The organism is Sphingobium fuliginis, from assembly GCF_004152845.1.
Taxonomy (GTDB): domain Bacteria; phylum Pseudomonadota; class Alphaproteobacteria; order Sphingomonadales; family Sphingomonadaceae; genus Sphingobium; species Sphingobium fuliginis.
This window is the reverse complement of record NZ_SEON01000002.1, coordinates 624,814-640,358: the sequence shown is the minus strand read 5'-3', so window position 1 is coordinate 640,358 and position 15,545 is coordinate 624,814. Positions and strand designations below refer to the sequence as shown.

Below are 15,545 nucleotides of genomic sequence, written 5' to 3'. Positions count from 1 at the left end.
GCGTTATGCATGGCATGGATGCAGGATGAAGGAGAAAGGCAATGGCCTGGACCGGACGGAGGTTCCTCGCGGCGATCGGCCTTGCCGGTGCGCTGGCCCTGGGCGGCTGTGCTTATGACGATGGCTATTATGGCGGCGTGAGCGTGGGCAGCGGCTATTATGGCGGCGGCTATTATGATGACTATTGGGGTCCGGGCTATTATCGCCCGGGCTATTATGGGGGCTGGTATGACGGCTATTACTATCCGGGCAGCGGCTATTATGTGTACAACCGCAGCGGCCATCGCCAGCGTTGGAACGACGGCCAGCGCCGCTATTGGGAAGGACGCCGGGAGGCCCGCCGCGATGACGGCCGGCGCGGCAACTGGAACAATGGCGCACCGCGTCAGGGCTGGCGGGAGCGTTCCGGCGGCGATGGCAATCGGTGGAATGGAAATGGGCGGTGGAATGGAAATGGGCGGTGGAATGGGAATTGGCGGAACGCCCGACAGGGCAATCCCGCTGCGGGCGCGCAGGCGCCCGGGCCAGGAAGGGGACAAGGGGATATGACGACGCCACGGACCGAACGCAATTGGGGGACGCCGCGCACGCGGTCCGACGGCGGCGCGCGTTCCGGTGGCGGCGGCCGCTCCGGCCGTGAGGGCTGGCGGGGTCGGCGCGACTGATGCGGCCTGGGTCCGGCGCGGTTATCGCCCTGCTCCTGCTCGCGGCCTGCGATGGCCGGGAGGAGAGCGCGATCGACAATCTGGCCAATGGCGCCAATGCGGCGCAGGTCGAAAATAATGTCCGGGCGGAGGCGCAGGCGGTTCTGGAGCCGCTGAATCCTCCCGCGCCGGGCATGCCCGGCGGCCTGCCGGTCGACCCGCGGCCGGTGGTGGAGGAAGACTCCATCGATCCCAAGGGTGCGCAGGGCGCCGCCCAGGTGGTGCAGGGCTATTACGGCCTGCTGGAGGAAAAGCGCTATAATGACGCGCAGGACCTGTGGAACGACAACAGCGCCATGGGGGCGGAAGACGATGCGCGCTTCGCCGCCCGTTTTCGCGGGTTCAGCGAAATCCATGCCCAGGTGGGCGCGCCCGGCGCGATCGAGGGGGCGGCGGGATCGCTGTTCGTGACGGTGCCGGTGCAGGTCTATGGCCGTCTGGCCGCGAACGGCAAGCCCTGGTATCGGCTGCGGCAGGTGACGCTGCGGCGGGCCAATGACGTGCCCGGCTCCAGCGAGGCGGACCGCCGCTGGCATATAGAGAGCATCGGCCCCTATGAACCGCCTGCCGGCGAAGCGACGGAGACGGCGGGCAACGCCATCTCCGCCACGGACAATCCGATCAGGAAATAGTCGCCTTCAGGATCTTGCCGGGGGTCTTGGGCGGCTCGCCCTTGGGCAGGGCGTCGACATGCTCCATGCCGGAAGTGACTTCGCCCCAGACGGTGTACTGGCCGTCGAGGAAGGTGGCGTCGTCGAAGCAGATGAAGAACTGGCTGTTGGCGCTGTTCGGGTTCATCGCGCGGGCCATGGAGCAGACGCCCCGGACATGCGGTTCGCGGCTGAATTCGGCCTTGAGGTCGGGCAGCTTCGACCCGCCCATGCCGGTGCCGGTCGGATCGCCGCCCTGCGCCATGAAGCCGGGGATGACGCGGTGGAAGACCACGCCGTCGTAGAAGCCGTCCTGGGCGAGCTGCCTGATGCGCTCCACATGGCCGGGGGCGAGGTCAGGACGCAGCTTGATGACGACGTCGCCGCCGCTGTCGAGGGTGAGGGTCAGGGTGTCGTCGGCCATGAAAAATCCTCTCTTCGGGGAAAATTGGGGAGATGGACCATATAGAGCGTTAAGACGGGGATGGAAGCCATTGCAATTGTGACGGGCATGGGCAAAAGCAGCGAAATGTTACAGGAACCGGACAGTAGGGGACGCGATGAGCGAGCGAGCCGATACGGCCGAACCCCGGCCGGACGAATTTGAGGATATTGCCGCCGAGCAGGTCGAATCCCGCCATGATGAGGATGACCGGCTGAAGGGCGAATTCGTCGACGCCGTTCTGGATGCGGTGGAGGCGGATGACAGGGAACGGGCGCGCGAACTGGTGTCGCCGCTGCACCCGGCCGACATTGCCGACCTTCTGGAACTCACCCCGTCCGAACGGCGCGGGGAGGTGGCGGCCGCGCTGGGCGACCTGGTCGGCGCGGAGGTTCTGTCCGAACTCAACGACTATGTGCGCGACGACCTGCTGGACGCGCTGCTGCCCGAACAGGTGGCGGAGTTCGCCGCCGAACTCGACACCGACGACGCCGTCGCCATCATCGAGGATATGGAGGAGGCCGACCAGCAGGCCGTCCTCGACGCGATGGAGCCGGAAGATCGCGCCGCCATCGAAAGCGCGCTTTCCTATCCGGAGGAATCCGCCGGGCGCCTGATGCAGCGCGACCTGGTCGCGGTGCCGGAACATATGACGGTCGGGCAGGTGATCGACTATCTGCGCGACAATCGCGACCTGACCACCGATTTCTGGGAAATCTTCGTCGTGGACGAAGCGCACAAGCCGATCGGCACCTGCCAATTGAGCTGGGTGCTGACCTGCCCGCGCAGCGTCGCCATGGCGGACCTGATGAAGCGCGAACAGACCCTGATCCCGGTCGACATGGACCAGGAGGAGGTCGCGCTGCGCTTTCAGAAATATGCGCTGATCTCCGCCGCGGTGGTGGACGGCAGCGGCCGGCTGGTCGGCATGATCACGGTCGACGACATCGTCCACATCATCTCCGAGGAGGCGGGCGAGGACATACTCCGCCTGTCGGGCGCGGGTGAGGGCGACATCAACCAGCCGATCCTGGAAACCGTGCGCACGCGCCTGCAATGGCTGGTGGTCAATCTGGGCACGGCGATCCTGGCGGCGTCGGTGGTCGGGCTGTTCCAGTCGACCATCTCCAAATATGTGGTGCTCGCCGTGCTGATGCCGATCGTGTCGGGCATGGGCGGCAATGCGGGGACGCAGACCATGGCGGTGGCCGTGCGCGCGCTCGCCACCAACCAGCTCACCAGTTCCAACACCATCCGGCAGATCGTGCGCGAATTCCGCATCGCCAGCGCCAATGGCACCGCGCTCGGCATATTGATCGGGGTCGCGGTGGGCTTCATCTACGGCAATCACGATCTGGGGATCGTCATCGCGCTCGCCATGCTGATCAACAATCTGGTCGCCGGGCTGGCCGGCATATTGGTGCCGGTGACGCTCGACCGGATGAATATCGACCCGGCCGTTTCATCGGCGGTGTTCGTGACGACGATGACCGATGTGATGGGTTTCTTCTCCTTCCTTGGCCTTGCCACGGTCTGGGGTTTGTAATCGGCCAGCCAGCGCCCATCTTCGTGCCATGCCGCTTCACCTGACCAAGATCGCCTTTCGGAGCGAAAGTCCCGCGACGCTTCGCGCCTGGCTGGAAAGCCATGCGCAGGAGGCGCGGCTGACGACGCGCTATCTGCCCAAGCGGGTCGATGAACTGACGGGCGGTTCGCTCTTCTGGATTCATGGGCATCAGCTTGTCGGGCGCAGTCCTCTGCTGGGCTTTCAGGAGACCGGGCAGGGCCGTTACTGGATCAGGCTGGAGCCCCGGCTGATCCCGGTGCGCGCATTGCCCAAGCGGGCGCATCAGGGCTGGCGCTATCTGGAGGGCAAGGACGCGCCGCCCGATCTGGGCGAGGGCGAGGCGAACGATCTGGACGCCATGCCGACGCGGTTGCTGGGGGAGTTGTCGAAGCTGGGCTTGCTCTAACGTCTTGCATCATCCTGCTCCTGCCTTCGCAGGAACATAATGGGTCCGCGCAAAACCGGTTCCCACTTTTGCGCACGATGCTCTAGACCAGCGCCTTCACCCGTTCTCCAATCTCCCGCAACTCCTCTACGAAGCGCTTTCTCTCCTCGGCCTTGCGCGTCTCTTCGGGCACCCGCAGCAAATAGCTGGGATGCACCGTGATCCAGCCCTGCGCGCCGCCCTCCAGCGCCAGTGGCGCGCCACGGACCCGGCTGATCGTCACCGCCTTCCCCAGCAGCGCGCGCCCCGCCGTGGCGCCCAGCGCGACGATGATCCGGGGGCGGACCAGCTCCAGCTCCTGCGTCAGCCACCAGCGGCAGGCCTGGATTTCCGGCGTTTCGGGCGTCTGGTGTATACGCCGCTTGCCCCGCCGCTCATGCTTGAAATGCTTGACGGCGTTGGTGATGTAGGCGCGCCGGCGGTCGATCCCGGCCTCTTCCAGCGCGCGGTCGAACAATTGCCCGGCCGGCCCGACGAAGGGGCGCCCGGCCAGATCCTCCTGATCGCCCGGCTGTTCCCCGATGAACATCAGCGGCGCATCGACCGGCCCCTCCCCGAACACCGTCTGCGTCGTGTCGCGGTAGAGCGGGCAGCGGGTGCAGCCCATCGCCTCCTCGCGCAGCGCGCTCCAGGCCGTGGCGGCGTTCCCCCGGCGGGCGGCGGGTTTGGGTGGGGTCGCGATCATGGCCGCCTCCCTTGTCTGGGCGCCCGCCACCAGTTCGGGAATGAGCGCGGCCTCTGGCAGGTTGCGCCAATATTTCCGGGGCATTTCGGACAGCATCGCGCCGACCTTGAGCCGCGCCGGATTGAAGATCGCCGCATAATAGCCCTTCCAGATGTCCTCGACGGGATCGTCGCCCGGCGCATCCCTGCGCGTGGCGCCCGGTCCCTCGGTCAACGCATCGCCGTCCCAATGGATGCTGAGTTCGGGCGTCAGGATCGACCAGCGCATCGAGGCGAAGCGCCGCACGAAGAATCCGGCATTGGCGCGGACGATATGATGGTCCGGTTCGAACCAGGCGACGAAGCGCGGCCCCTGCGCATCGGCCAGTTCGCGGAAGCGGACGAAGGCGCGCATCTTGTGCATGTCGCGCCGCACGGCCTTGGCCAGCGATTCCACGCGCCGGACCAGTGGATCGGCGCGATCTTCCAGGCTGGCGGGGCGGTCGCGCAACCGGGAGAGCAAGGCGTAGAGCAGGGCGAAACGTTCCGGATCGCGGTGCAGGATCGCCGTTTCCGCCAGCTCGACAAAGGCGCGCGGGACGGAGAAGGCGGCTTCGCTTGCGACCGGAAGCGGTTCGTCGGCGGCGAAGAGGTCGCCAGCGCCCTCGCCGTCCTGCCAGACGATGTCGGCGGGCGCGATGCCCGCCAGCGTCAAGGCGCGGGCCGCGTCGCGCCAGCCGTCGAAATCATCCGGGCCGTTCAGCCTTGCGCGATACATGGTTCGGCATGGCTGCCCTGGGCGTGGCGCGCCGGGCCGGTATCGGGGCCGGTATCTGGGCCGGGTTCCCGGCTTCGCGGGAACATGGAAGGAGCGCCTTCAGTCATTCGTCTCCGCTTCGGCGCGTTGCAGTTCGGCCGGCTTGCGCCGGGCGAACAGCGCCGCCAGCTTCTGCTCCTCCTCTGCGGTCAGTTCCTTCGCCGCGTCGGGGAACATCTCCTCCTCTTCCTCGTCGATATGGTGGAGGTAGCGCTTCTTGAGCTGGGCGAAGACGCGGTTCCATTCATCGCCGTTGAAGGGGAGGTCTTCCAGTTCCTCCAGATAATCGTCGATCTCCTTATGCTCCGACACGCTGTGCTGGGCATCTTCGCGCAGGTCGGGCCGCGCCAGCATGGTGGCGTAGAGCGTTTCTTCCTCCGCCGCGGCATGGGCGGTTACCTCCACCCGGAACTGTTCGAACAGCTTTTCCAGCCGATCCGGCTCGTCCTTCGCATCGGCCATCTTGTCGAATAGCTGCCGATGGGCGTCATGATCCTGCTTCAACCGGTCGAAAATGCTGCTGTCGGCCATGGGGCATGCTCCTTCTCTTGCAGAAGGAACAACGATGGACCGCGGCTTTGGGTTCAGCCGAACAGTGCGCGAAAGATGATCGCGACGGGAATCCAGAGCAGTCCGCCGACGATGCTGGCGGACCAGAGCTGCACCAGATCGCGGCGGAAGCGAAGATCGAGGCTGTGCGCGGGCAGGCCGCTGCGGTCGAGCAACTCCCAGCGGCGTTCCAGTCCCCGCGCCGCGACGGCAAAGCCGCCGATCGCCACGATGATGCCGAGATGCAGCAGCAACGATCCGCCCATCCTGGCGACGATGAAGATCTGAAGCAGGCAGAAGATGACGAGAGCGGCGGCCAGATGGGTGCTCATCCGCTGGGCATGGCCCGTGCGGCGGGTTGCGCCATCGTTCCACTTCGTCGCCAAAAATCGGGCCCTTTCCTTGCGTCGGACAAGGAAAACATGAACCGCCCGTCCGATCAACGGCAAAATGCGCGCGACTCACGGAAAAAGCTCATATTGCGACGCGGGCGGCGGCGCCATGGGCAGGGTCAGCCGGTCGGCCAGATGCACCGGCCGCCAGTCGGCCGCGACCAGGAAGGGGCGCAGCTTGGCGATGCTCTGCGTCAGCCGCGCGACATCGTCCAGCCGGAGCCGGCGATGGCGGCGGCTGGCGACGATCCGGTCCACGGCCTTCACGCCCAGCCCCGGCACCCGCAGCAACGCTTCGCGCGGGGCGCGGTTGACGTCGACCGGAAAGGAATCCCGATGCCGCAGCGCCCAGGCGAGCTTGGGATCGATGTCGAGCGGCAGGCAGCCGGTGACGGGATCGGTGGCGCTTTCCAGTTCCTGCGCCGAATAGCCGTAGAAGCGCATCATCCAGTCGGATTGGTAGAGCCGATGCTCGCGCATCAGCGGCGGACGCTTCAAGGGCAGCACGCTGCTGGGCGAGGGGATGGGCGAGAAGGCGCTGTAATAGACGCGGCGCAGCCTGTGCCGGCTGTAGAGCGAACTCGCGCGCCGGATGATGGCGCGGTCGTCCGCCTGGTCCGCGCCGACGATCATCTGGGTGGACTGGCCGGCCGGGGCGAAGCGCGGCGCATGGGTGTAGCGGCGGCTGGCGTCCGACCCGTCCTCCATGGCGTCGCGCATCCCCGCCATGGCGCTTTCGATCCGGTCCTTGTCCTTCTCCGGCGCCAGACTGCGCAGGCCCTGCTCGGTGGGCAGTTCGACGTTGATCGACAGCCGGTCGGCATAAAGGCCCGCCTGATGCGCCAGTTCCGGATCGGCGTCGGGAATGGTCTTGAGGTGGATATAGCCGCGGAAATCATGCTCTTCCCGCAAGCTCCGGGTCACCGCCACCATCTGTTCCATCGTGTAATCGGACGAACGGATGATGCCGGAGGAAAGGAACAGCCCCTCAATATAGTTGCGGCGGTAGAAGCTGAGCGTCAGGTCGACCACTTCCCGCACGGTGAAGCGGGCGCGCCGCACGTCGCTGGACCGGCGGTTGATACAATAATGGCAGTCGAAGATGCAGCTGTTGGTCAGCAGGATCTTGAGCAGCGAAATGCAGCGACCATCGGGTGCATAGGCATGGCAGATGCCCATCCCCTCGGTCGAGCCGATGCCGCCCTTCCGCCCCGACGCGCTATCGCGCTTCGCCGTGCCGGACGACGCGCAGGATGCGTCATATTTGGCGGCGTCGGCGAGGATTTCCAGCTTCTGTCGGGTGGAGAGGGTGGCCATGATTGTTCATCATATGTTCCCCGATCTCCCCTGTCCATAATCTCGATCAGTCAGGCTTGCGCGGGATCGGCGTCCAGAACCTGGCGGACCTTTACCGCCAGCTGTCCGAGGGTGAAGGGCTTGGCGAGGAAGGAGACCCCGGGGTCGAGCATGCCGTTGTGGACGATGGCGTTGCGGGTGTAGCCCGTGGTGTAGAGGATCTTGAGGCCGGGATGGCTTGCCCGCGCCCGGTCGGCCAGCACGCGCCCGTTGATGCCGGGCATGACGACGTCGGTGAACAGCATGTCGATGCGTGGCTGGATCGCCAGCATCGCCAGCGCCTGTTCGCCGTCGGAGGCCTGGACGATGGTGTAGCCCAGCTCGCGCAGCGAATCGACGGACATGTGCCGGACGCGTTCCTCGTCCTCCACCACCAGGATGATCTCTTCGCCCCGCGCGCGGGGCAGTTCGGCAGGCGCCGCCATCAGGGTGCCGGCGGCCGGTTCAGGCCCGTAATGGCGCGGCAGGTAGATCTTGATGACCGTGCCCTCGCCCGGTTCGGAATAGATTTTCACATGGCCGCGCGACTGCTTGATGAAGCCGAAGACCTGGCTGAGGCCGAGGCCGGTGCCCTTGCCCACGCCCTTGGTCGTGAAGAAGGGGTCGAAGGCGCGCTCCACCACCTCGGGCGGCATGCCGGTGCCGCTGTCGGTGACGGATACCATCACATATTGGCCGGCCGCGACATCGCCATGGACCGCGGCATAGGCGTCGTCGAGATGGGCATTGGCCGTCTCGATCGTCAGCCGGCCGCCCATGGGCATGGCGTCGCGCGAATTGACGCAGAGGTTGATGATGGCCGATTCGAGCTGGCTGGCGTCGATGCTGGCCCGCCACAGCCCGCCTGCCAGCACGGTTTCCACCCGGATGCTCTCCCCGATGGTGCGGCGCAGCAGTTCCGACATGCCGCCGACCAGCTTGTTGACGTCGGTCGGCTGCGGGTCGAGCGGCTGCTGGCGGGAAAAGGCGAGCAGCCGGGCGGTAAGCTGGGCGGCGCGCTGAGCCCCTTCGGTCGCATTGTCGATGCCCCTGACGACCCGGGTGTCGGCGTCCGGCGCCAGCCGCCGCCGGACGATGTCCAGCGAGCCGATGACGATGGCGAGCATATTGTTGAAGTCATGGGCGATGCCGCCGGTCAGTTGGCCGATCGATTCCATCTTCTGCATCTGGCGCAATTGCCCCTCGGCCGTTTCACGGTCCCGCGCCTCGCTCATCAGGCGCCGGTTGATGTCGGCCAGCGCCTGCTGGCTTTCGGTTGCCTCGGCCACGCGGCGATAGGCGGTGCGCAGCGCCACCGCGCCCAACAGGGTGATCAGCACGGCGGACACCGCAAGCCCGGCCGAAACCATGGTGCTGAGGCGGTTGTCATTGGCGGTCCGGCCCTTCAGCAGCTGCGCTTCCCGCGCCCGCATCGTCGCGACCAGCGCGCGGATGCGGGCCATCGTCACCATGCCCGCATCGAAGTCGCCCGCCGGCACGACCTCGCCCCGCCGCCGCCTTTCTATGCCCGTGCGCATCAGGAACAGGCGGTCGTCGAGCAACTCCTCCAGCTCCTCCACCGATCGGGCCTGCGGGGGATTGTCGCGCACCTCCATGCGCAGGGCGGCCAGTTCCTGCCGCCACTGGCCGCGGAAGACCTCATAGGGGCCGAGGAAGGAATCCTTGCGCGTCAGCATGAAGCCGCGCTGCGCGCTTTCGGCCTCCTGCGCGTGGAGCAGCAGCGCGGAAAGCTGGTTCTCGACGCGCAATGTGTGCTGAACCCAGATGTTGACCCGCTGCTGCACCGCATAGAGCCAATAGGTGCTGCCGAACGCCAACCCGACGATCAGCAAGGCCAACAGCAGCAGGAAGATCGACCGTTCGGGGCGGATCGCGGGCATGGGGTGGAACATGCGAAAATATGGCGCGGGGAGCAAGCGGCGATAGGCTGTTGTAATCAGGTGAGGTCTGGCAGGCCTGCCTGGCTTTGCCACCCTTGGCGGGCCCGCCCCTCCCGAAGGAAGAAGCCGTGGTCGAAACCGTCTAGAGCGAATCGACATTCAGCCCTGACGGCCTGCAAATGACGCTTTTCCGTGCTTCCGGTGCTCACCTACCTTGAGTAGGCTGCGCTCCGGGTCACGGAAAACCGCCATTTTCGGCTCGTCATCATCTGAATGTCGATTGGCTCTAGTCCCGCCAGCTCGAATCGATCCGGTCGATCTTGCGCACCATCGCTTCGAAATCGGGCACGCCCGGGCCGAGCGGCAATTGCACGCCGCTGAGGTCGCGCTGGTGCACGGCGATGACCTCCGGCGGGATGTCGACCGGCGTTCCGGCGGCGCCGGTCGCGACCTGGATTTCGCAGGCGCGCTGGAGCATCCACTGGATCAGGAAGGCTTCCGGCAGAGATTGCGCCATGACCAGCGTGCCATGGTTGCGCAGCATCATGATCCGCCGCTCGCCCAGATGGGCGATCAGCCGTTCCCCTTCCTCCGCCCGGATCGTGACGCCTTCGAAGTCATGATAGGCGATTCGGCCGATGAAGGCCGCGGCGTAGAAATTGGTCGGCGTCAGCCCCTCCCGCGTGGCGCTGACGGCCATGCCGGCGGTGGTGTGGGTGTGGATGATGCAATGCGCGTCGGGCAGGTGGCGGTGGAAGACGCTGTGCTGGGTGAAGCCGGCGCGGTTCACCGGATAGGGGCTGCCGTCCAGCACATGGCCGTCCATGTCGATCTTGACGAGGTTCGACGCCGTCACCTCTCCATAGAGCAGGCCGAAGGGGTTGATGAGGAAGGCGTTCTCCTCCTCCGGCACGCGCAGGGTGATGTGGTTGTAGATCAGCTCCGACCAGCCGAGATGGTCGAAAATGCGGTAACAGGCGGCGAGTTGCTGGCGCGCGGCCCATTCCGTGGCCGACATCTCGGGGCGCTGGCCCGTGGTCCTGGCGGCAGTTGCCATGGCGATCCTCCTCCTTGTTTATGGGGCGACTATCTGCCTGTCCCGCGCCCCTGTCGAGAAAAACGGCTTTTGGGTTGAATTTGCGCGACTCTGCTGGTAGGGCGCGCCCCACACGGCGCAGGGTGACCTGCGGCGACTCACCGCTATTTCATTCGGGCGGCCCGTCGGGAAGGGTTATGTTTCCTGGCGATCCGTCCGTTTTCGACTGGAGTTTGACTGGCTTATGCAAATCATCGTTCGCGACAACAATGTCGACCAGGCCCTGCGCGCGCTCAAGAAGAAGCTGCAGCGCGAGGGCGTGTATCGCGAGATGAAGCTGCGCCGTCACTATGAGAAGCCGTCCGAAAAGCGCGCGCGCGAAAAGGCTGCCGCCGTTCGCCGCGCCCGCAAGCTGGAGCGCAAGCGCGCCGAGCGCGACGGCGTCCGTTAAGGACCGCCTTTGTCGGGACGGTCGACCGATCGTCCCGTCCCCCTGCTGACAGAAAACATCACCCGCACCAATTTGCGAGGCTTAAGCCATGTCGACCACGGCCGTTCCCCTTCATCCTATCGCCAAGGGGTCGCTGACGCGGCTCTGGGTGGGTGTCGCCGTGGTGGCGCTGGCGGCCGGTGGCCTGGCCTGGGCCGGGCAGCAGGGCGTGAAGCCTTCGCCCGCCAGCTTCCTGGCGCATAATGGCGGCGAAGAGGGCGTGGTGACGACCGAATCGGGCCTACAGTTCAAGGTGCTGGAGGAAGGCGCCGGTCCCAGCCCGACGCCCGCCGACGTGGCGCTGGTAGGCTATAAGGGCACGCTGCTCGACGGTACGGTGTTCGACGAGAATCCGCAGACCGCCATGCCGGTGGACGGCGTGGTTCCCGGCTTCTCCGAAGGTCTGCAGAAGATGAAGAAGGGCGGCAAGTATCGCCTGTGGATTCCGCCGCAGCTTGGCTATGGCGAGCAGGCGGCGGGGCCGATCCCGGCCAATTCCGTGCTGGTGTTCGACGTCCAGTTGCATGACTTCAAGTCCAAGGCGGACATCATGCGCATGCAGCAGATGATGCAGCAGCAGGGCGGAATGCCGCAGGGCGTGCCGGGCCAATAAGGTCGGCAACAGTCGAAAAGCGAAAAAGGGGCCGGGATTTTCCCGGCCCTTTTTCCTGGCGGATTTGCCTTGTCCATCTGCAACCCGCTGCTGCGGAGACGGGAGCCCGGTTCAGGCCGTGCCATGATCCGCTAATGCAGGGGTAAGGCGCGGGGACCATCTATCCTGCGACCGGAACCGCCGCGTTCCTGTCATTCTCCGCCTCCAGCGCTTTCGACCGCTCCTCCAGATAGACCTTGATCATCGCGACGATGGGGTCGGCGAGGAACAGTCCCATGATCCCGAACAGCGCGCCGAAGAGGATTTGCGCCGCAAGGACGAGCGCGGGCGCCAGGTCGGTGGCGCGTTTGGCCACCATGGGCACGATCAGGTAGCCGTCGACGATCTGCACCACCAGATAGACCCCGAAAGCGTAGAGCCCCGCATCCACGCCGGCGGAAAAGCCGACCAGCACGATCAGCACGCCCGATATGATCGACCCGATATTGGGCAGGAAGGCGAACAGCCCGGTCAATATGCCCAGCAGCCCCGCCATCGGCACGCCGCCCGCCCAGAGCAGCAGCCAGGTGCCCACCCCTTCCACCGCCATGCCGATCAGCCGGCCGAACATCAGCCGCCGCAAGGTCCAGCCCATCCTGTCGGCAATGGCGTAGAAGCGGCCGCGCTTGTCCATCGGCAGCATCCAGGCGACGCCGCGCTCGTAGAGCTTGGGCTCGATCGCGATGAAGATGGCGAGCACCAGCATCATCACGCCGCTGGTGATTGCGCCGACCATGGTGCCGACCGCCGCCGTCACCCGGCCGAGCGAACTCATCGCCTGCTGCGCCAGGCTCTTGAAATCCTCCGGCGTGGTGGTGACGCCCAGTTGCTGGAGCCACTGGCTGATGCGGTTGACCTGCGTCTCCACGATGACCCGCATCGCCTGGGCCTGCGCCGCCAGGCTCGAACCGGTCAGGTAGAAGGTATAGACCAGGAAGGCGAGGGCGGCGATCAGCACGATGGCCAGCCGCCAGCCGCGCCCGATGGGCAGCACCCGGCCCAGCAGCCGCGTACCGCCGTCCATCATCGTCGTCAGCACCAGCGCGCCCATGATCAGCATGATGGGCTGCGCCAGCAGGACGAGCAGGGCGATGGCGATGCCGATGGCGAACCACACGCCGGCCCGCTTTATCTCATGCTGGACCAGCGGGCTGCGCAACTCGCTGGGGCCGGGTTCCTCTATGTGGATTTTCGTCCCGCTCAACCCAAGCCCCTATCGTGAAATGCTTATTTCGGCGGGGTAACGCTCGCCGGGCGCAGGCTGTTCCCCGCGCGGCCACCGCGGAAGGCATGGAGCCAGCTCAGCGGGTTCCAGGATGCATCGCCGTCGAGCGAGAAGGTGATGAATTCCGCCCGCCCGCCAATGGCTTCCCATGGCACCGGCCCGCCCAGTCCGTTCTCCTCCAGCGGTGCGCGGCTGTCGGCGCTGTTGTCGCGATTGTCGCCCATCAGGAAAACGTGATTCGCCGGAATCCGCACTGGCCCGTACCAGTCGAGCGTGCTGGGCCCCATGTCGATGGTGACGTAGCTCCTGCCATTGGGCAGCACCTCCTGCCGCACCGGCAGTTCGCACCAGCTCTTGCCATTGGCGTCCGTCACCAGCGCGCCGGGAAATTGCATGGGCGGGCAGGGCGCGTTGCCGTCCACGGGAATGCGGATGGGCTTCAGCGCCCTTTGCGGCACGGGCACGCCGTTCAGCACGACCTGGCCCCCGCGCACCTCCAATATGTCGCCGGGCAGGCCGATGACCCGCTTGATATAATCCTCCCGCTTGTTCTGCGGAGAGACGATGACGATGTCGCCCCGCTCCGGCAGGCGCCCGAAAATCCGGCCTTTCAGGAAGGGCAGCGGGTGGAAGCTGGGGGAGACATAGGACCAGCCATAGGGATATTTGCTGACCACCAGCCGGTCGCCCTTCAACAGCACCGGCATCATCGATTCGCTGGGAATGTAGAAGGGTTTGGCGACGAAGCTGTGGAAGGCCAGCACCGCCAGGATCAGCAGGGCGATGCTCTTCGCCTCGTGCCACCAGTCGAGGGATGCCTTTTCCGGTTCGGAAGCCGGGCTGGGCTGTTCGGACGGGGCGGATTCGTTTTCGGTCATGTCGGCTGCCGTCATGGGAGGATTTCCGGCTGGAGAGGTGCGACGCTTATAACGGCAGGGCTTCGATAATCACAAAGGCCTGCGCCCATGGATGATCGTCGGTGAGCGTCAGGTGAACGACCGGCCGGTGCCCCGCCGGAACCAGCGATTCCAGCCGGGCGAGCGCCCCGCCGGTCAGGTGCAGCGTCGGCGCGCCGCTGGGGCCGTTGACGACGCCGATGTCCTTCATGAACACGCCGCGGTTGAAGCCGGTGCCGACCGCTTTCGAAAAAGCCTCCTTGGCGGCGAAGCGCTTGGCGAGCGTGCCCGCCCTGGTGAAGGGGCGGCGGTTGGCCTTGGCCCGCTCCACATCGGTGAACACGCGATTCTCGAACCGCTCGCCGAAGCGGTCGAGCGAATTCTGAATCCGCTCGATATTGCAGAGGTCGGAGCCGAGGCCGACGATCAACGGGCCAGATCCATCTGCCGGCGCATTTCGCGGATGCTGCTCTCCAGCCCGCCGAAGATCGCTTCCCCGATCAGGAAATGGCCGATGTTGAGTTCGGCGACCTGGGGGATCGCCGCGACCGGCCCGACATTGTCGAAGGTCAGGCCATGGCCGGCATGGGGTTCGATGCCGTTCTTCGCCGCCAGCGCCGCCGCATCGGCCAGCCTGCGCAGTTCCTCCGCCCGCTCGGAACCCTCCAGATGCGCGTAGCGGCCAGTGTGCAGCTCGACCACCGGCGCGCCCAGGCGCATGGCCGCCTCGATCTGCGCGGCATCGGGCTCGATGAACAGGCTGACGCGCACGCCGGCCTTGCTCAGCGCATCGACGATCGGGCCGAGAGCGTCGATCTGCCCGGCTGCGTCCAGCCCGCCTTCGGTGGTGCGCTCCTCCCGCTTTTCCGGCACGATGCAGGCGGCATGCGGCCGATGCCGGAGCGCGATGCCCAGCATTTCCTGCGTCGCCGCCATTTCCAGGTTCAGCGGCACGGTGAGCGCCGCCATCAGCGTGGCGATGTCCTCGTCGCGAATATGCCGCCGGTCCTCGCGCAGATGGGCGGTGATGCCGTCGGCGCCCGCCTTGGCCGCCAGCAGCGCGGCCTTGACGGGATCGGGATGCGTTCCCCCGCGCGCGTTGCGGATGGTCGCCACATGATCGATGTTGACGCCCAGGCGCAGATGAGCGGGGGTTCGGGACATGGGCTACTGCTTCCGGCTGCCCGGCTTGATCGCCGGGATCGCCGCCAGTTCGGGCGGGACCTGATCGGCGTCGTAGACCGGGAAGTTGATGCTGACGAGCGGATAGAAGGGCACGCCCAGCTCCACCTCTCCGGCGGAACGGTCGACCAGCGCGGCTTCCGCTATGACGATGCCGCCCTCCGCCTCGACCGCCTCTATCGCCTGGCGGGAGGAGAGGCCGGTGGTGACGACGTCCTCCACCATCAGCACCTTCTGCCCCGGCGCGATGGCGAAGCCGCGGCGCAGTTCGAACGTGCCTTCGGGGCGTTCCAGGAATACGGCATCCTTGTCGAGCGCGCGGCCGATTTCATGGCCGATGATGAGGCCGCCCATGGCAGGGGAGACCACCAGGTCGATTTCCTGCCGCAGTTCGCGCGGCAGCTTCTGCACCGTGGCGCGCGCCAGCCGCCCCGCGCGTTCCGCGTTCATCAGCACGCGCGCGCACTGCAGGTAATTGGCGCTGCGGCGGCCCGAGGACAGAATGAAATGCCCCTCCAGCAACGCGCCTGCAGCCCTGAATTCCGCTAATACTTCCTCGTCGGTCATCCGTGTCTTCGATCCATGGCTTACCCTTCATG

18 protein-coding genes are annotated in these 15,545 nt (G+C 66.2%); 6 read left to right on the top strand and 12 right to left on the bottom strand.

Going from position 1 to position 15,545, the window contains the following annotated elements:
- Positions 1-41: 41 nt before the first annotated feature.
- Positions 42-665, top strand: a complete 624-nt coding sequence (locus EWH10_RS07840) for a hypothetical protein (RefSeq protein WP_065847084.1) — start codon at positions 42-44, stop codon at positions 663-665.
- Complete coding sequence (locus EWH10_RS07835) at positions 665-1,336, top strand: hypothetical protein (protein WP_025549861.1); 672 nt, start codon at positions 665-667, stop codon at positions 1,334-1,336. The genes EWH10_RS07840 and EWH10_RS07835 overlap by 1 nt, the downstream gene beginning before the upstream one ends.
- On the opposite strand, the gene EWH10_RS07830 is transcribed toward EWH10_RS07835, so the two are convergent.
- On the bottom strand, positions 1,326-1,778 hold the full coding sequence (locus EWH10_RS07830; RefSeq protein WP_065847081.1) for a peptidylprolyl isomerase: 453 nt from the start codon (positions 1,776-1,778) through the stop codon (positions 1,326-1,328). The two genes, EWH10_RS07835 and EWH10_RS07830, sit on opposite strands and share 11 nt — an antisense overlap.
- Before the next feature lie 136 nt (positions 1,779-1,914).
- Here EWH10_RS07830 and mgtE point away from each other — a divergent pair, with 136 nt between their 5' ends.
- Both mgtE and EWH10_RS07820 read left to right on the top strand, forming a co-directional pair.
- The gene (gene mgtE / locus EWH10_RS07825; RefSeq protein WP_065847079.1) at positions 1,915-3,342 is read left to right on the top strand and encodes a magnesium transporter; all 1,428 of its coding nucleotides are present in this window, start codon (positions 1,915-1,917) and stop codon (positions 3,340-3,342) included.
- A gap of 28 nt (positions 3,343-3,370) precedes the next feature.
- Positions 3,371-3,769 (top strand): DUF1489 family protein, encoded by a 399-nt coding sequence (locus EWH10_RS07820; RefSeq protein ID WP_065847077.1) that lies wholly within the window; start codon positions 3,371-3,373, stop codon positions 3,767-3,769.
- Positions 3,770-3,851: 82 nt separating this feature from the next.
- Here EWH10_RS07820 and EWH10_RS07815 read toward each other — a convergent pair whose 3' ends face one another.
- The 6 genes from EWH10_RS07815 to EWH10_RS07790 form a co-directional block, all read right to left on the bottom strand.
- Entirely contained in the window at positions 3,852-5,249 is a 1,398-nt protein-coding gene (locus tag EWH10_RS07815) for a UdgX family uracil-DNA binding protein (RefSeq protein ID WP_065847076.1), read from the bottom strand.
- Between the two features lie 99 nt (positions 5,250-5,348).
- Positions 5,349-5,819, bottom strand: a complete 471-nt coding sequence (locus tag EWH10_RS07810; RefSeq protein WP_025549866.1) for a hemerythrin domain-containing protein — start codon at positions 5,817-5,819, stop codon at positions 5,349-5,351.
- A 53-nt stretch (positions 5,820-5,872) separates the two neighbouring features.
- Positions 5,873-6,223: a hypothetical protein gene (locus EWH10_RS07805; RefSeq protein WP_025549867.1), complete on the bottom strand. Its 351-nt coding sequence runs from the start codon at positions 6,221-6,223 to the stop codon at positions 5,873-5,875.
- Between the two features lie 75 nt (positions 6,224-6,298).
- Positions 6,299-7,546: a putative DNA modification/repair radical SAM protein gene (locus EWH10_RS07800; protein ID WP_065847074.1), complete on the bottom strand. Its 1,248-nt coding sequence runs from the start codon at positions 7,544-7,546 to the stop codon at positions 6,299-6,301.
- A 50-nt stretch (positions 7,547-7,596) separates the two neighbouring features.
- Positions 7,597-9,465: a CHASE3 domain-containing protein gene (locus EWH10_RS07795; RefSeq protein WP_065847085.1), complete on the bottom strand. Its 1,869-nt coding sequence runs from the start codon at positions 9,463-9,465 to the stop codon at positions 7,597-7,599.
- Positions 9,466-9,751: 286 nt separating this feature from the next.
- Entirely contained in the window at positions 9,752-10,522 is a 771-nt protein-coding gene (locus EWH10_RS07790) for a class II aldolase/adducin family protein (RefSeq protein ID WP_065847072.1), read from the bottom strand.
- Between the two features lie 223 nt (positions 10,523-10,745).
- Between EWH10_RS07790 and rpsU the strand changes: the two genes are divergently transcribed.
- Positions 10,746-10,952, top strand: coding sequence for a 30S ribosomal protein S21 (rpsU, locus tag EWH10_RS07785; RefSeq protein ID WP_004208618.1), 207 nt, complete (start codon positions 10,746-10,748; stop codon positions 10,950-10,952).
- Between the two features lie 88 nt (positions 10,953-11,040).
- A complete protein-coding gene (locus tag EWH10_RS07780) occupies positions 11,041-11,604 on the top strand; it encodes an FKBP-type peptidyl-prolyl cis-trans isomerase (RefSeq protein WP_044661401.1) in 564 nt (187 codons plus the stop codon).
- A 160-nt stretch (positions 11,605-11,764) separates the two neighbouring features.
- Here the strand turns inward: EWH10_RS07780 and EWH10_RS07775 are convergent, their stop codons facing one another.
- The 5 genes from EWH10_RS07775 to pyrE are packed head-to-tail and all read right to left on the bottom strand — an operon-like array spanning position 11,765 to position 15,513.
- Positions 11,765-12,847: an AI-2E family transporter gene (locus tag EWH10_RS07775; protein ID WP_170825637.1), complete on the bottom strand. Its 1,083-nt coding sequence runs from the start codon at positions 12,845-12,847 to the stop codon at positions 11,765-11,767.
- Between the two features lie 23 nt (positions 12,848-12,870).
- Positions 12,871-13,761, bottom strand: coding sequence for a signal peptidase I (gene lepB, locus EWH10_RS07770; protein ID WP_065847067.1), 891 nt, complete (start codon positions 13,759-13,761; stop codon positions 12,871-12,873).
- Between the two features lie 31 nt (positions 13,762-13,792).
- Positions 13,793-14,194, bottom strand: a complete 402-nt coding sequence (gene acpS, locus EWH10_RS07765) for a holo-ACP synthase (protein ID WP_044661404.1) — start codon at positions 14,192-14,194, stop codon at positions 13,793-13,795.
- Positions 14,191-14,928, bottom strand: coding sequence for a pyridoxine 5'-phosphate synthase (locus EWH10_RS07760; protein ID WP_065847065.1), 738 nt, complete (start codon positions 14,926-14,928; stop codon positions 14,191-14,193). Before EWH10_RS07760 ends, acpS begins: the two co-directional genes overlap by 4 nt.
- Positions 14,929-14,931: 3 nt before the next feature.
- The gene (gene pyrE, locus EWH10_RS07755) at positions 14,932-15,513 is read right to left on the bottom strand and encodes an orotate phosphoribosyltransferase (RefSeq protein WP_025551902.1); all 582 of its coding nucleotides are present in this window, start codon (positions 15,511-15,513) and stop codon (positions 14,932-14,934) included.
- Between the last annotated feature and the right edge of the window lie 32 nt (positions 15,514-15,545).

Excerpts from the sequence above, each read along its gene's own strand:
- EWH10_RS07815 (WP_065847076.1), bottom strand. The coding sequence starts at position 5,249 with ATGTATCGCGCAAGGCTGAACGGCCCGGATGATTTCGACGGCTGGCGC.
- rpsU (WP_004208618.1), top strand. The coding sequence starts at position 10,746 with ATGCAAATCATCGTTCGCGACAACAATGTCGACCAGGCCCTGCGCGCG.
- EWH10_RS07790 (WP_065847072.1), bottom strand. The coding sequence starts at position 10,522 with ATGGCAACTGCCGCCAGGACCACGGGCCAGCGCCCCGAGATGTCGGCC.
- EWH10_RS07780 (WP_044661401.1), top strand. The coding sequence starts at position 11,041 with ATGTCGACCACGGCCGTTCCCCTTCATCCTATCGCCAAGGGGTCGCTG.
- EWH10_RS07840 (WP_065847084.1), top strand. The coding sequence starts at position 42 with ATGGCCTGGACCGGACGGAGGTTCCTCGCGGCGATCGGCCTTGCCGGT.
- lepB (WP_065847067.1), bottom strand. The coding sequence starts at position 13,761 with ATGACGGCAGCCGACATGACCGAAAACGAATCCGCCCCGTCCGAACAG.
- EWH10_RS07760 (WP_065847065.1), bottom strand. The coding sequence starts at position 14,928 with ATGTCCCGAACCCCCGCTCATCTGCGCCTGGGCGTCAACATCGATCAT.
- EWH10_RS07795 (WP_065847085.1), bottom strand. The coding sequence starts at position 9,465 with ATGCCCGCGATCCGCCCCGAACGGTCGATCTTCCTGCTGCTGTTGGCC.
- mgtE (WP_065847079.1), top strand. The coding sequence starts at position 1,915 with ATGAGCGAGCGAGCCGATACGGCCGAACCCCGGCCGGACGAATTTGAG.
- EWH10_RS07830 (WP_065847081.1), bottom strand. The coding sequence starts at position 1,778 with ATGGCCGACGACACCCTGACCCTCACCCTCGACAGCGGCGGCGACGTC.
- EWH10_RS07810 (WP_025549866.1), bottom strand. The coding sequence starts at position 5,819 with ATGGCCGACAGCAGCATTTTCGACCGGTTGAAGCAGGATCATGACGCC.
- EWH10_RS07820 (WP_065847077.1), top strand. The coding sequence starts at position 3,371 with ATGCCGCTTCACCTGACCAAGATCGCCTTTCGGAGCGAAAGTCCCGCG.
- pyrE (WP_025551902.1), bottom strand. The coding sequence starts at position 15,513 with ATGACCGACGAGGAAGTATTAGCGGAATTCAGGGCTGCAGGCGCGTTG.
- EWH10_RS07800 (WP_065847074.1), bottom strand. The coding sequence starts at position 7,546 with ATGGCCACCCTCTCCACCCGACAGAAGCTGGAAATCCTCGCCGACGCC.
- EWH10_RS07835 (WP_025549861.1), top strand. The coding sequence starts at position 665 with ATGCGGCCTGGGTCCGGCGCGGTTATCGCCCTGCTCCTGCTCGCGGCC.